This is a genomic window from Planococcus sp. FY231025 (genome assembly GCF_052078085.1).
In the GTDB taxonomy this organism is placed as follows: Bacteria; Bacillota; Bacilli; order Bacillales_A; family Planococcaceae; genus Planococcus.
On sequence record NZ_JBQJJG010000009.1, the window covers coordinates 199,119 to 213,276 of the forward strand.

Annotated in this window: 14 protein-coding genes; 11 read left to right on the forward strand and 3 right to left on the reverse strand. The window is 53.1% G+C overall.

Going from position 1 to position 14,158, the window contains the following annotated elements:
• Positions 1-15: 15 nt before the first annotated feature.
• From fumC to ACTL32_RS14605, 8 genes are all read left to right on the forward strand, one after another.
• On the forward strand, positions 16-1,398 hold the full coding sequence (gene fumC / locus ACTL32_RS14570) for a class II fumarate hydratase (protein WP_441342177.1): 1,383 nt from the start codon (positions 16-18) through the stop codon (positions 1,396-1,398).
• A 536-nt stretch (positions 1,399-1,934) separates the two neighbouring features.
• Positions 1,935-2,597: a diphthine--ammonia ligase gene (locus tag ACTL32_RS14575; RefSeq protein ID WP_441342178.1), complete on the forward strand. Its 663-nt coding sequence runs from the start codon at positions 1,935-1,937 to the stop codon at positions 2,595-2,597.
• A gap of 5 nt (positions 2,598-2,602) precedes the next feature.
• The gene (locus ACTL32_RS14580; protein ID WP_441342179.1) at positions 2,603-3,598 is read left to right on the forward strand and encodes a GNAT family N-acetyltransferase; all 996 of its coding nucleotides are present in this window, start codon (positions 2,603-2,605) and stop codon (positions 3,596-3,598) included.
• 64 nt (positions 3,599-3,662) lie between these two features.
• Positions 3,663-4,160, forward strand: coding sequence for a DUF2243 domain-containing protein (locus tag ACTL32_RS14585; RefSeq protein ID WP_441342180.1), 498 nt, complete (start codon positions 3,663-3,665; stop codon positions 4,158-4,160).
• Between the two features lie 4 nt (positions 4,161-4,164).
• Positions 4,165-4,956: a cytochrome c oxidase assembly protein gene (locus ACTL32_RS14590; protein WP_441342181.1), complete on the forward strand. Its 792-nt coding sequence runs from the start codon at positions 4,165-4,167 to the stop codon at positions 4,954-4,956.
• A gap of 137 nt (positions 4,957-5,093) precedes the next feature.
• Positions 5,094-5,552, forward strand: coding sequence for a CopY/TcrY family copper transport repressor (locus ACTL32_RS14595; RefSeq protein WP_441342182.1), 459 nt, complete (start codon positions 5,094-5,096; stop codon positions 5,550-5,552).
• A gap of 18 nt (positions 5,553-5,570) precedes the next feature.
• Positions 5,571-8,030 (forward strand): heavy metal translocating P-type ATPase, encoded by a 2,460-nt coding sequence (locus tag ACTL32_RS14600; RefSeq protein ID WP_441342289.1) that lies wholly within the window; start codon positions 5,571-5,573, stop codon positions 8,028-8,030.
• Between the two features lie 26 nt (positions 8,031-8,056).
• Positions 8,057-8,338 (forward strand): glutaredoxin family protein, encoded by a 282-nt coding sequence (locus tag ACTL32_RS14605; protein ID WP_441342183.1) that lies wholly within the window; start codon positions 8,057-8,059, stop codon positions 8,336-8,338.
• 510 nt (positions 8,339-8,848) lie between these two features.
• Here ACTL32_RS14605 and ACTL32_RS14610 read toward each other — a convergent pair.
• On the reverse strand, positions 8,849-9,895 hold the full coding sequence (locus tag ACTL32_RS14610) for a glycosyltransferase (protein ID WP_441342184.1): 1,047 nt from the start codon (positions 9,893-9,895) through the stop codon (positions 8,849-8,851).
• A 205-nt stretch (positions 9,896-10,100) separates the two neighbouring features.
• Here ACTL32_RS14610 and ACTL32_RS14615 point away from each other — a divergent pair, with 205 nt between their 5' ends.
• Positions 10,101-10,799, forward strand: coding sequence for an ABC transporter ATP-binding protein (locus ACTL32_RS14615; protein ID WP_441342185.1), 699 nt, complete (start codon positions 10,101-10,103; stop codon positions 10,797-10,799).
• Positions 10,789-12,054 (forward strand): ABC transporter permease, encoded by a 1,266-nt coding sequence (locus ACTL32_RS14620; protein ID WP_441342186.1) that lies wholly within the window; start codon positions 10,789-10,791, stop codon positions 12,052-12,054. The genes ACTL32_RS14615 and ACTL32_RS14620 overlap by 11 nt, the downstream gene beginning before the upstream one ends.
• A 97-nt stretch (positions 12,055-12,151) precedes the next feature.
• Here the strand turns inward: ACTL32_RS14620 and ACTL32_RS14625 are convergent, their stop codons facing one another.
• Both ACTL32_RS14625 and ACTL32_RS14630 read right to left on the reverse strand, forming a co-directional pair.
• Positions 12,152-12,709 (reverse strand): hypothetical protein, encoded by a 558-nt coding sequence (locus ACTL32_RS14625; RefSeq protein ID WP_441342187.1) that lies wholly within the window; start codon positions 12,707-12,709, stop codon positions 12,152-12,154.
• A 57-nt stretch (positions 12,710-12,766) separates the two neighbouring features.
• Positions 12,767-13,321 (reverse strand): M15 family metallopeptidase, encoded by a 555-nt coding sequence (locus ACTL32_RS14630; protein ID WP_441342188.1) that lies wholly within the window; start codon positions 13,319-13,321, stop codon positions 12,767-12,769.
• Positions 13,322-13,422: 101 nt separating this feature from the next.
• Between ACTL32_RS14630 and nfsA the strand changes: the two genes are divergently transcribed.
• Positions 13,423-14,154, forward strand: a complete 732-nt coding sequence (gene nfsA, locus ACTL32_RS14635; protein WP_441342189.1) for an oxygen-insensitive NADPH nitroreductase — start codon at positions 13,423-13,425, stop codon at positions 14,152-14,154.
• The last annotated feature ends 4 nt before the right edge of the window (positions 14,155-14,158 follow it).

Below are 14,158 nucleotides of genomic sequence, written 5' to 3' on the forward strand. Positions count from 1 at the left end.
ATTGGAGTGAATGGAATGCAATATCGTACAGAGAAAGACACGATGGGCGAAATTCAGGTAGAAGCGGACAAAATGTGGGCAGCGCAGACGCAGCGCAGCCTCCAGAACTTTGCAATCGGCACCGAGCGCATGCCGCATGAAGTGGTGATGGCATTTGCCCAATTGAAAAAAGCGGCAGCGAAAGCCAACCACAAACTCGGCAAGCTTTCCGAAGCGAAGATGAAAGCAATCGAAGCGGCAGCGAACGAAGTGATCGAAGGCAAATGGAACGACCACTTCCCGCTAGTGGTTTGGCAGACAGGAAGCGGCACGCAGTCCAACATGAACATGAACGAAGTTCTGGCACGCCGCGGAAACGAAATCCTGGCGGAGCAATCGTCAGAAGAAAAGCTTCACCCGAACGACGACGTCAACATGTCGCAGAGCTCGAACGATACATATCCGACAGCGATGCATGTAGCGGGCGTTTTAGCCGTAACGGAAAACCTGGTTCCGGCCATCCAGAAACTGAAAGCGACGCTTGATGAAAAAGCGAAGCGTTTCGACGACATCATCAAAATCGGACGCACACATCTGCAAGACGCAACGCCTTTGACGCTTGGCCAGGAAATTAGCGGCTGGCGGCACATGCTCGAGAAAAGCGAGCGCATGATCCGTGCAAGCGTTGAAGAAATGCGTGAACTCGCAATCGGCGGAACAGCAGTCGGCACAGGCATCAACGCGGACCCGACATTCGGCCCGTCTGTTGCGGAGTTCATCGCAGAATCAGTCGGCTCTGCATTCACATCTGCTGAAAACAAATTCCATGCACTGACAAGCCATGACGAAATGGTTTACACGCACGGTGCGATCAAAGCGCTTGCGGCGGACGCCATGAAGATTGCCAACGATGTTCGCTGGCTGGCAAGCGGTCCGCGCAGCGGCATTGGCGAAATCACGATTCCGGAAAATGAGCCGGGCAGCTCGATCATGCCAGGGAAAGTCAACCCGACGCAAAGTGAAGCATTGACGATGGTTGCTGCTCAAGTTATGGGCAACGACGCAACAATCGGATTTGCAGCGAGCCAAGGGAACTTCGAGTTGAACGTCTTCAAACCGGTCATTGCATACAACTTCCTGCAGTCGGTGCGTTTGTTGACAGACAGCTTGATCAGCTTTAACGACAACTGCGCAGTAGGCATCGAAGCGAACCTTGAAGTGATCCAGAACCACGTGAGCAATTCATTGATGCTCGTTACGTCTCTGAACCCGCACATCGGCTACGAAAAAGCGGCAGCGATTGCGAAACAGGCACATAAAGAAGGCACAACGCTGAAAGAGTCTGCAGTGAAGAGCGGACATTTGACGGCTGACCAATTCGACGAATGGGTACGTCCGGAGAATATGGTAGGAAAATGATTTGAATGGGCAGCTGCAGATTTTCTGCAGCTGCTCAAGCTGTCGAAAAATCTTTTATAAGTAAAATCGAGAAACAAAATTTTCACACCGCTTCGGTCGCTTTGGGCATGGCTCCCGCCATGAGCCGAGAAGTACATTCGTCTCCTGGCTTCGCCTAGCCCTTGGACGCGCCGGCGCTGGATAAGCTACTATCAGAGAAATATCCAGGGAATGTATCTAGTTGAGTAAAATTCTTTGAGATATGGAGCAAAACAGCGGAGACGCCTGCGGGAAAGCGAGACAGCCGAGACCCCACAAGGCGCGCAAGCGCCTGAGGAGGCTTGGCGCTCGCCCGCGGCAAGCGGAGCTGTTTTGCGGAATATCGGTGTATCAATAAAAGAGAAAAGCATTTTATATCTTTCTCAATAAGCCACAGCTGCAGATTTTTGCAGCTGTTTTTTTATTTGGCAGCGGCAATCTTGCCGGGTTCCGCAGGTTTTTTGTGGCCCAGCGTCGAACTAGGGAAAGGTAGCGAAAAGCGGAAAAAGAGGTGCAATATGCAAAAAACATTTGTTATGTCCTGGAGCGGCGGAAAGGATTCGGCGCTCGCGTACTACCGGGCAGTCATGGCTGGCCACGTGCCGGCAGCCCTGTTCACCATGTTTGAAAAAGACGGTTCGCGCTCCCGTTCGCACGGGCTCCCGCTCGAGGTCATGGAAGCGCAGGCCGAGCGGATGGGCCTGCCGCTGGTCATCGGCAAAGCGGACTGGGCCGGCTATGAGGAAGAATTTATCCGTCAGCTGAGGCGCTTCAAAGAAGAAGGCATCGGGATGGGCGTCTATGGCGACATCGATCTGGAAGATCACTTGGCTTGGGTGCAGAAGGTCAGCGCCATAGCTGGCGTAGAAGCGAATCATCCGTTGTGGCAGGAGCCGCGGAAAGATCTGTTGCTGGAACTGATCCGGGAAGGCTTTAAGGCGGTCATCACGGTCGTGGATACGGAGCGATTGGATAAACGCTTCCTAGGCCGTGAATTCAATGAAAGCCTGATTGAGGAGCTGGAAGCGAGTGGTGTGGACGCCTGCGGCGAAGAAGGGGAGTTTCATACCGTCATCGTCGACGGCCCGATATTTGTCGAACCGGTTCCAGTGGTTTTTGGAGATAAAGTGGAAAATGGGAACTATCATATGCTCGAGGTAAAACTTCAGACCAAGGAGTGAGTGCAATGATTCGGTTTATGGGCATGGAAGAAAAACACATTCGCCAAATGGCAGCTTTGCTTGCCAAACGCCAGGAACGGGAGCGGAAGATCTTTCCGTTTCTGCCGGCGCGCTTCGAAGAAATCGATGAGGCGGAAGCGGTGATCCGGAAGATGCTTGAGCGCCCGTTTATCGGAGGCATCGCTGCCGTTCGCGGAATTGACGTCATCGGCTACCTGCTGTACGAATTCAAGGAAAATGCCGAACGCGGCAGATACGTCTGGATGGACTATGAATCGATTGCCATCAGCGAACATGAACATCCCCGGCTGGTCCGTCTCCTCTATGCCGATGCCGGAGCGGAATGGATCAAGCACGGCTATTTCACCCATGCACTGATGGTGCCGCTCGGTGAACAGAAGCTGCTATCCGAATGGCTCGACCAGTCATTCCATTTTGAACAGAAATATGCAATGTTGCCGCTGGATAAGTACGAGCCGAAAGAAGTGGTGCCTGACCCCCCGCTGAAGATCCGGCGCGGCACTAAGGAAGATGTCCAGCTGTATAAAAAGATGGCGTTGTGGAACAGTATCCACCAGACCGCTGCCCCTTCCTGGAACCCCATCACAAAAGAAACGATGGAAGAAGTGAAAAAGGGCTATGAAGAAATCTCGGAAGAAGAGAATTCCTATGTCTGGATTGCGGAACAAGGGGAACAGGTTGCAGGTTTCCATGTCTATTACAAAGACGGGGATCCGTTCAATCTGGTGATGCCTGACAAGTGCATCGAGCTGCCGGCGGCATCAACCAATCCGGATCTCCGCGGAAGAGGCGTCGGCCGGTCCATGGCAAACCAATGCTTCGCGGAATTGCAAAAAGAAGGATTTGACTTTATTTATACTGACTGGCGCACGGCCAATCACCTGGCTTCATACTTCTGGCCGCGCCTCGGCTTCGAGCCGGTCATGGTGCGCATGAGCCGCCAGATTGACCCCCGCATCGCTTGGGCGCATGGGCGGTAAAAGGGTTTGAAGAAGTTCCGGAAGGGTGTGTTTTTAGAAAACCTGATAGAAAGAAGGGGAAGGGATGGCAATCCAGTCGGAGCGGTCGGATAGGCAAAACCGTGAGGGATTTCAGAAGGAGCATGCTTCACGCAACCTGTGGTCCGGCCTTCTGTTCGGCATCGGGCTAATGGCATTTGTGGATGAAGTGATTTTCCATCAATTGCTGCAATGGCACCATTTCTATGATTTATTAACACCGCGGATCGGAATATTCGCCGATGGCTTGTTGAATTCGTTCGCCTGGTTTTCAGCGATTGGCGGCTTGTTCCTGTTCGCAGATCTCAGAAGGCGAAGCGCTGTCTGGATGAAAAGATGGACGGCTGCTGTGTTCATAGGGCTCGGCGGCTTTCAATTATTTGACGGCCTCATCGACCACAAAGTCCTGCGGACCCACCAAGTGCGTTATGGCGTTGAGCTGCTGCCGTACGATTTGGCATGGAACCTGTTCGGGGCGGCTCTATTGGGAATCGGCATTTTTCTGATGATGCAGTCGAAAAAGTCCGCAGCGGAAGAAGGGTGATCGAATGGCAGGACATGGCCACGGGGCACCCGGTTTCGGAGGGATGGAAGCCGCGGCATGGCTGCTTGCCGCGCTTTTTGTCGTTTACACCATAGCGGCTGTTGCCTCAGGGGAAAAATACAGGAAATGGCCGGTACGCCGCTATTTATTCTGGTATGCCGGGCTCGCTTCGGCAGCTGCAGCGCTCCTCGGGCCGATCGGGGAGCTTGCCCATTCGAATTTCAAGGCCCATATGGCCGGGCATTTGCTGCTTGGCATGCTTGCGCCGCTGCTGCTGCTTTACGCAAAGCCGGCCACGCTATTGTTAAGGGCATTGAGTGTTCCTTCAGCAAGAAAGCTGACCCGGGTGTTGAAGAGCCGGCCGCTTCGGGTGGCCAGCCATCCGGCGGCAGCGGCCCTTTTGAATGTCGGAGGGTTGTACGCGCTTTATCTGACCGGCCTTTTCGAAGCGATGCATGACTCGGTCTGGCTGTATGCGTTCGTCCATCTCCATGTTTTCTTGGCGGGATATCTGTTTACGATGTCCATCATCTACGTCGATGTGGCCACGCACCGCTATGGGTTCATTTTGCGGTCGGCCGTTTTGGTCCTGGCGCTGGCGGGGCATAAAATCTTGGCGAAGCTGATTTACGCCGATCCGCCGGCCGGTGTCGCAAGAGCGGACGGAGAAGCGGGGGCGCTATTGATGTATTACGGCGGCGATGCCGTTGATTTGGCGTTGATCATCATCCTTTGCTATCAATGGTACCGTTCAGCTGCGCCGCGGAAAGAGCTGCAGCCGGATTTGCTGAAATAAAAGAAGCTGCGTTTCTATTCTGGAATTCCAGAATAGAAACGCAGTTTTTTTTAGGAACAAAGTGGTTGACAAGAAACGATTACAGTTGTAAACTTTGGTTAACGATTACAAATGTAACCGAAAAGGGGCGTGAGGAAATGACTGTCGAAGAAAAGGTGGAAATCACTGATTCGGAATGGGAAATCATGCGTGTTGTTTGGACGCTCGGACAAGCGACGAGCAAAGAAGTGGTCGAAGTGCTGCAGGAAAAGAAAGACTGGAAGCCGGCGACTACCAAGACTTTTATTGGCCGTCTGGTCAAAAAAGGCGTCTTGCTGGCAGAGCCGCAAGGCAATAAATTCATTTATTCCGCGGCGATCAGCGAAGAAGGAAGCGTCAAGAGCGCGACAGACCGGCTATTCGGCCAAATCTGCAGCCGCGCTGTCGGCAAGACGATTGCCGAAATGATTTCGAAAGCGGAACTGAGCCATGAAGATATCCGGCTGCTGACAGAGGCGCTGGAAGCAAAAGCGCCGGAAGCGGTGGATGAAGTAGCGTGCAATTGCGTGCCCGGCCAGTGCAAGTGCAAGGAACATCATCAGATTAGCTGCCATTAATGGGAAGAGGAGTGAAAAATCGTGGAAAAATTATTGAATGTCGAAGGGATGACATGTGCATCTTGTGCGCAATCGGTTGAAAAAGCCATCAAGAAATTGCCCGGCGTGACTGAATCGAATGTCAACCTGGCAACAGAAAAAGTGAAAGTCGTGTACGACGAAGGCGTCGTATCCGTGCAAGATATACAGGAAGCGGTGGAAGATGCGGGTTATAAAGCACTGACTGACACCGTGACGAAAACGTTCGTGGTTGAAGGGATGACTTGTGCTTCCTGCGTCCAGTCGGTTGAAAAAGCGACCCGGAAATTGCCGGGCGTTATTCAATCGAATGTCAACTTGGCTACTGAAAAGATGGCCATCCAATACGATCCCGCATCGTTGAGTGTCGGGGAAATTAAAGCGGCAGTTGTCGATGCTGGTTATGAAATTCACGAAGATGCCGCTACGCAGGAATCGGCGGATGAGGACAAAGAGAAAAAAGAACAGCACATCAAAGAAATGTGGCGGCGCTTCTGGCTGTCAGCCGTCTTTACAGTACCGCTCCTGCTCATCTCGATGGGCCATATGTTCGGCATGCCTTTGCCGTCCATCATCGATCCGGAAGTCAATCATACAAATTTCGCGCTGATCCAGCTGCTCTTAACCATTCCGGTAATGATTCTAGGCGGCAAATTCTTCACAGTCGGCTTCAGAACCTTGTTCAAGGGGCATCCGAATATGGATTCGCTTGTCGCACTCGGAACAAGTGCCGCATTCGTCTATAGTCTGGCGGTCACAGCATTGATGTTTGCAAGCAACGACCATAACGCAGACAACCTTTATTACGAGTCGGCAGCGGTCATTCTGACCTTGATCACTTTAGGGAAATATTTTGAAGCGTTATCCAAAGGGAAAACGTCTGAAGCCATCAAGAAATTGATGGGCATGGCGCCCAAGACGGCAGTGGTCGTCCGCAACGGGCAGGAACAGGAAATCTCGGTCGATGAAGTGGTGGTCGGCGATATCTTGGTCGTGAAGCCGGGCGAAAGAATGCCAGTGGACGGCATTGTCGTAGAAGGCAAGACCGCGGTGGATGAATCGATGCTGACCGGCGAAAGCTTGCCGAGCGAAAAAGGGCCTGGCGACACGATTGTCAGTGCAAGCATCAATAAAAACGGGGCTATCCGCTATAAGGCGACAAAAGTCGGCAAAGATACCACCCTCGCACAAATCATCAAATTGGTGGAAGACGCCCAAGGTTCGAAAGCGCCGATTGCCAAACTGGCGGACATCATTTCAGGCTATTTCGTGCCGATTGTCATTGTACTGGCGCTGCTATCAGGCGCTGCCTGGTATTTTGGCGGACAGACCGGCGTATTCGCCTTGACGATCGCCATCTCTGTGCTGGTAATTGCCTGCCCTTGTGCGCTCGGGCTTGCCACGCCGACCGCCATCATGGTCGGCACCGGAAAAGGCGCTGAGTACGGCGTCCTGATCAAAAGCGGCGAAGCGCTCGAAACGACACATAAAGTGGAAACGATTGTCTTTGATAAAACAGGAACCATCACTGAAGGAAAATTGAAAGTGACCGATATTGTCGGGGCCAACAATGAGATTACTTCGGATGAACTCCTGGCACTTGCTGCGGCTGCCGAAAAAGGGTCAGAGCACCCGATCGGTGAAGCAATCGTCAAAGCAGCGGCCGAAAAAGGCTTGGCGCTGGGCCAGGCGACCGGCTTCCAGGCGGTTCCGGGATATGGAATTGAAGTGGAAGTGGATGGCCGCACGGTAGCAATCGGCAACCGGAAGCTGATGGACAAAAAAGGCATCCGCTTCGGCAATGCGCTCGAAGCGGCAGACCGCCTTGCTGGCGAAGGGAAATCGCTGATGTTTGTTGCAATCGGCGAGCAGCCTGCCGGCGTCATTGCAGTGGCAGACACCATCAAACCTTCCAGCGCTGCTGCGGTGAAGAAACTTCAAGCGATGGGCATTGAAGTAGCGATGCTGACCGGCGACAACAAGCTGACGGCAGAAGCCATTGCGAAACAAGTCGGCATCACGCGGGTACTGAGCGAAGTTTTGCCGGAAGACAAAGCGAATGAAGTGAAGAAACTGCAGGCAGGCGGTAGAAAAGTCGCCATGGTCGGCGACGGCATCAATGATGCGCCGGCCCTTGCACAAGCGGATGTCGGTATTGCCATCGGCACCGGCACGGACGTGGCAATGGAATCAGCGGATATCATCCTGATGCGGAGCGATTTGATGGACGTGCTGACAGCCGTAGAGCTGAGCAAATCGACTATCAAGAACATCCGCCAGAACTTGTTCTGGGCATTCGCCTATAACGTCATGGGCATCCCGGTTGCGATGGGTATCCTGTTCTTGTTTGGCGGCCCACTGCTCAACCCGATGATCGCGGGAGCGGCGATGAGCTTCAGTTCGGTTTCCGTTTTGATCAACGCGCTGCGGTTGAAAGGCTTTAAACCGGCTGCGGCATAAGCAGGAAAACAAAAGGAGCGATAGCGATGAACAACGATTTGGAACTTGTCCTCTACACGCGCCCGACGTGTTCGGATTGTCAGGATGCCAAAGCATATCTGGCTTCCAAAGGCATTCCGTATGAACATAAAGACGTCAGTGCGGACACAGGATTGGAAGAAGACATGAAGAAACTGGCCGGCAATCGGGTCGTTCCGCTTTTGGCTTTCTACAAAAAGGGGCTTTTCGGAAAGCGGAAGCTCGTCCGGCACTATACGGGATTTGAAATGAATAAAGAAGAAATCGACAGCCTGCTCGGCCTTCGATAAGACAAAAACTCCGCTTCCTTGTAAAAAGGGAAGCGGAGTTTCAGACTGTAGACGAAGTCTAATTTGAATGAATAGGGAAGCATAAGCCCGACCGGGCTGGCCACTTCGCTTTCCGTGGGCTCGGCTTCAGCCGCTTCCCTCGCTTTGCTCAGTCCAGGGTCTTCAGCTCGAGCTGGTCCCACAGGAGTCTCGCGGCCAGCACGGTCGGGAGCTTCACCTGTATCAAAAGATAAGGTTAGGATACTGATTCTGTTTTGTATGCTGGGTACAAGCCGTTGACTTTAATATCCGAAACGGAAGGCGGCGACTCCTGCGGGATAGCGAAGTGCCGAAATCCACTCGGACGCCAGTCCGAGTTAGTTCGGCGCAAGCCCGCGGAACGCGTCCGCCTGAAGTGGAGGATCGGGTATGGACTCTTCTAAATGCACGATCATTCATTAAGAAAAATAAATATCCCTCTGTCTATAAGCTCAAACTCCGCTCCCCGATAAAAAGGGAAGCGGAGTTTTTTTATTCTTTCCGGAATACCCAGGCACGCTGGGCGATGAAGCCGAAGATGAAGAGTACGGTGTCGACTCCGACTTTCAGAATGACCTCCCCGCGGCCGAGCCATTCGGCGTACAGCAAATGCACCGAACCGGCGGAAGCCAGCATGATGAACGCTGCCAGGATGTAGTAGCGGATGAACGATTTATGCGACCCTTGCCCGAAGACTTTATTGCGGTTGATATAGTAATTGAATAATGATGACAGTACGCGCGCCGCAATGGTCGCAAGTATGATGAAAAGTTCGGGGGCTTCATCGCGCAGCAATTGGATGAAGATCCAGTAAAGACCGATATCGAGTCCGAACGATGCCGCACCCGAAAGGCCGTAGAACAGGAATACCTTATAGATGTGGAACGAATCCCGGAGCGGGTTGAAATGGGACGACTTGTTTTCATCGAGGTACACCGTTTCAATCGTCACTTCTGAAACCGGGATGTAATTCTTTTTCAGCGCAGCCAGCATGTTCATTTCATATTCGAAGCGTTCGCCGTAGACGGCGAGCAGCCGCTCCAAGTACTTGACAGGAATGCCCCGCAGCCCGGTCTGGGTATCGGACAGGACGGTCCCGGTCGAAAGCCGGAACAGCAGGCGGGTGAACCGGTTGCCGAACCGGCTTCGGAACGGCACATCTTTCTGGGTGAAATCGCGGGCGCCAAGCACGACGTGGCGCGGTTCTTCCTCCAGGCCGCGTGCAATTTTGAGCATGTCGGAGACAAGGTGCTGGCCGTCGGCATCAGCGGTGATGATCGCTTCGTAGGGAAGCTTGTTATTGAGTATGTAATGGAAAGCGGTTTTCAGTGCCCGTCCTTTTCCTTGATTGGCCGCATGCCTCAACAAGGTCACTTCGGGAATGGCTGAAAGCGATTCGAAAATGTCCCTGTACGCCGCGCCGCTGCCATCATCAATGACAATCACTTCAGGAAACCCTGCCGCCAAAATATCACGGATCAGATGGGTGCATCTTTCATCCGGTTTATAAGCTGGAATCACAATGGCGTACTGCTTCATACGACGCCCCCCTTTCAGCAGCTGGTATCTTTCTCTATCAACAAGGATTGCATATCCTTGCAGGCAAGTCAAAACGCTTATTGAATGGATACCCTTCTTTCGGCGGGCTTAATTGCTTTCTTAAGGATTTCTTCAGAAAGACCCTTCCTGTTTGTTAAGAATTCCCTTTTATAATAAGGACAAGCAAAAGGAAGGAGCGATTTTTTTGATCTATATCAACAATCTGTACCATGCATTTGCCATCGGCAAAAAAGGGGAGGAACGGACCATTCCAATATTAAAAGGCGTGTCACTGGAAGTCCGGCAAGGCGATATCACAGCGATTCTAGGGAAAAGCGGCTCGGGCAAATCGACGCTGCTTAATATCGTGGCCGGATTCATGGCACCCGAATCCGGAACCGTCACGGTCAATAAATGCGAGATATCAGCAATGGACGAATCGCAAATGGCTGCTTTCCGGTTGGAGAATTTCGGCTTCGTGTTCCAGAATTTTCAGCTGATGCCGGGGCTGACCGCTTTTGAAAACATTGAATTGCCGTTGAAGATCAAAGGGATTGAAAGCGATGAGCGGAAAGCGGCGGTCCGCGGGCTGATGGCATCCGTAGGCCTTACGGAGGTGGCCGGCCATTACCCGAACGAACTTTCAGGCGGCCAACAGCAGCGCGTCTCAATTGCCCGGGCGCTGATTACCAAGCCGCCGGTGATTTTGGCGGACGAACCGACGGGCAGCTTGGATTCAGAAACCGAACAGGAAATTCTGGAGCTTATCCGTTCCCTGAACCGGGATCTCGGGATCACTTTTGTCATCATCACCCATGACGATGAAGTCGCCGGCATCGCCCACCGGCAGTATCGCCTGCGAGACGGCGAATTGATGAAAGGGGAAAAGCGGCATGCAGTTTAAGGACCAGATCGGCTTTATCAAACAACATATGCAGCGCAATAAACTCCGTGTGGCGACCACCATTCTGGCGGCGACGATGGGATGCGCTTTCCTTATCGTTCTGGCCTCGGTCGGTTTCGGGCTCCATAAGACGTTGACGGATGACGTGCTGGACAATAATATGGTGACGAAAATCGAAGTGGCAGGCAAGGAAGAGGAAGGTGCCGAAATTACGCCGGAAGACGTAGGTGCCATGCGGGAGATGGACCATGTCATAGCGGTTACCGAACGCAGCCGCCCGCAAGCGGAAGCGATGGTCCGCCTTGGCGAGCGAAGCGGTTTTGGGTCGCCGATATTTGCCGGACTTGAAAACGAGCAAAAAGCGGGGCTTGCGTTATCGGAAGGCAGGATGCCGGTGTCAGATGATGAAGTGGTCGTGGGCTACCATTTCGCTGCAGGCTTGTTGACGGAAGAAGAAACAAAGCAAGAGGGCGATGAGCCGAAAGGCTTCCAAGGGGCGGTAATCGGACAGACGTTTGAAATGGAACTTACTCCTTATGAAGGTGAAGGAGAACCGGCAACCTGGCGCTTTAAAGTTTCAGGCGTTGCCGAAGAACCTGCAAAAGACTGGATGATGGATGGTTCCGTCTATATTGACGATAGCTGGGCAGGACCGATAAATGAAAAACTGGGCATCGAAAAATCGCCGAGTGAAATCGCGGTTTTCGCTGATGAGCTCCAAAGTGTCGGCGGCATCACAGAAGCTTTGAAAGATGAAGGGTATTATGTTTATTCGGTCACAGAAGAACTCGGGTCGATGAATATGTTCTTCACAGTGCTGAAGGCCGGCCTCATTTTTGTCGGGACGATTGCGGTATTGATTGCCTCCATCGGCATCTTCAACACGATGACCATGGCCGTGACCGAACGGACACGCGAAATCGGCGTCATGAAAGCGATCGGTGCGAAGCCGAAGCTGATCCAACGGCTGTTCCTGATGGAAAGTGCCGCCATCGGCGTGATCGGCACCGTGCTCGCCGTTGCGATTTCCTATGCCATCAGCATGCTGGCCAATTGGCTCGTGCCGCTTCTCGTCATGAGCTCGCTCGGCGAGGAAGGGGCGAGTGATGTGGACATCCTGATTTCGGTCATCCCGTGGCAGCTCGTTGTTATTTCGGCAGCCATCAGCATAGGCGTGGCTATGGCGTCCGGCTGGCGGCCCGCCCGAAAAGCGACGCGGATCGATGTCATCCAGGCGCTGCGCCAGGAACTTTAGGGGCGGAAAGAGCTGTTTCGGCAAATAAACGAAGCGTTGTGCAAATGAATATAGAAAACCCGCCCGGTTCCATTGGAACCAGGCGGGTTTTTCCTTGTCATTGGACTACTTCGAAACTGATGGCGGCGTGGATATCGTAATCAGTCTTGTCCGCCTCCGGATTTTCAGTATAGAAATTGGCGGATCCGTCCACTTCGTAGAAGCCTACCGGAAAGCGCCCGTCCATCACTCGTTGGATGAACTCCCGGTATTCCTCCGGATCTTCTTGCGCATAGCCGCCGCTGCCGCGGTAGCGTTCACGCAGCGGCTCGCCTTTGATAAGCGTCGTCATAATCAGTGGCTCATTCATAGGATATGGGACTTCGAAATCCCGTGTTTTTTCATGCAGATGAAAATAGAACGGCGACGCGGCGTGATAGATATCGATGCTTTCGCGCTCGCCGGTGTATTCCAGTTCCGCGTACATGCTGACCGGGCCGCCCGCTTTGAACGAATCACTTTCTGCCGCTAGCCGGTAAATGAAATCGCCCTCGGCAGATTCAGCGATAGGATCGGTTTTCCGATCTTCTGGCGGTGCCCCTGCCTGTTCCTCTGTTCCGCAAGCCGCCAACAAACCTGCCATGGCCATCAATAAAAGAATTCCTGGTTTCTTCATCCGCCATCGCCCCTTTACTGAATAAGACGAAGCAGCGGCGCGGGCGTTACAGCGATATTATTCCATGACGTCTTCCGGGCGGTAGCCCTGCTGCAGTTCGGAGATCGACAAGCCGAAAGACATCTGCAGATGCGGATAGTCTTTGAAGTGCTGCCAGTCGCCGCCCCATGTGAAGCCCAGTTCCTTAGCAATCGCCGCGACTTCGAACCAGTCGCGCTTTCCATTGCCGTTGCCGTCCCGCTCGGTATCCCAGACCACTTCTCCATTTTCCAGGCGCAGTGCGAAATCGATGGCAAGCCCATAATTGTGGTAGGATTCGCCGCCGCGCGCATGGGTGACGATGCTGCCTTGGGCGCCCCTGCCTTGGGCATGGAGGCCGTTCTGTTCTTCAATCGAACGGAAGCCGTCCGTAATCAGGATCTTGATGCCCGCTGCTTCCGCTTGCCGCGCCAGTTCATCGGTTTTTTCCTCGACGACGGGGTGCAGCCCGGATGGCAGCGGACGCTGTTGCAATTCTTCCTGGAATTCCATTTCCCGTTGGATCCATACAAATAAAAAACCGCCCAGCACTAACAGAAACAAGACGGAAAAAGCGGTTTTGGCGTGTTTCAATTCGTTCACCTCTGGATTTTATTGTACCAAAAATCGTTGCGGCAGTATCCTTCGGGAGTTTTTGATAGGATAGAAGAAACAAAGGAAAGGGGTTAGGTAAAATGGTTATCGAATTGATGAAATCCCACGCTTCTGTGCGTGATTACAAAGACAAGCAATTGACGCGCGAGGAGGTCAGCGAATTGATCGAAGCGGCGCAGCATGCGGCCACTTCCCATTTTGTCCAGGCGTATTCGATCGTCTGGGTGACAGATCCGGAAAAAAGGAAGGCGCTCGGAGAACTTTCGCGCAATCCGCAGCAGATGGAAGGCGCAGGTGCCGTATTCCTGATGTGCGCCGATTACAACCGGTTGAAGCATGCCGGCGAACTGCAAGGCGAATCGATCGTATTCGACCAGGCGGAAAACCTGATTGTGGCGGTGACCGACGTCGGCTTGCTGGCGCAGAATCTGGCGCTCGCTGCAGAATCGAAAGGTTACGGCATCTGCTACATAGGCGGCGTGCGCAATAATATGGAGGCGGTCAGCGACTTGGTCGGGCTGCCGGACGGCGTATTCCCGGTATACGGGCTGACGGTCGGAGTGCCGAACGAAGCCAACGAAGTGAAGCCACGCCTGCCGGTCGAAGCAATTCTCCACGAAAACGAATATGATGAAGCGAAATATGAAACCCTGCTGCCGGCTTACGACGAGACGATGGCGAGTTACTACGAAGCGCGCAGCACCAACCAGAAACAGGCGACATGGAGCGAGCAGATGGCGCAGTTCCTGAGAAAGCCGCGCCGGCAAGACATCAAAGAAGTGCTGGCGAAAAAAGGCTACCACTTTAAATAAAGGA

Coding starts and splice junctions, on each gene's coding strand:
- fumC (WP_441342177.1), top strand. CDS start 16: ATGCAATATCGTACAGAGAAAGACACGATGGGCGAAATTCAGGTAGAA.
- ACTL32_RS14575 (WP_441342178.1), top strand. CDS start 1,935: ATGCAAAAAACATTTGTTATGTCCTGGAGCGGCGGAAAGGATTCGGCG.
- ACTL32_RS14580 (WP_441342179.1), top strand. CDS start 2,603: ATGATTCGGTTTATGGGCATGGAAGAAAAACACATTCGCCAAATGGCA.
- ACTL32_RS14585 (WP_441342180.1), top strand. CDS start 3,663: ATGGCAATCCAGTCGGAGCGGTCGGATAGGCAAAACCGTGAGGGATTT.
- ACTL32_RS14590 (WP_441342181.1), top strand. CDS start 4,165: ATGGCAGGACATGGCCACGGGGCACCCGGTTTCGGAGGGATGGAAGCC.
- ACTL32_RS14595 (WP_441342182.1), top strand. CDS start 5,094: ATGACTGTCGAAGAAAAGGTGGAAATCACTGATTCGGAATGGGAAATC.
- ACTL32_RS14605 (WP_441342183.1), top strand. CDS start 8,057: ATGAACAACGATTTGGAACTTGTCCTCTACACGCGCCCGACGTGTTCG.
- ACTL32_RS14610 (WP_441342184.1), bottom strand. CDS start 9,895: ATGAAGCAGTACGCCATTGTGATTCCAGCTTATAAACCGGATGAAAGA.
- ACTL32_RS14620 (WP_441342186.1), top strand. CDS start 10,789: ATGCAGTTTAAGGACCAGATCGGCTTTATCAAACAACATATGCAGCGC.
- ACTL32_RS14625 (WP_441342187.1), bottom strand. CDS start 12,709: ATGAAGAAACCAGGAATTCTTTTATTGATGGCCATGGCAGGTTTGTTG.
- nfsA (WP_441342189.1), top strand. CDS start 13,423: ATGGTTATCGAATTGATGAAATCCCACGCTTCTGTGCGTGATTACAAA.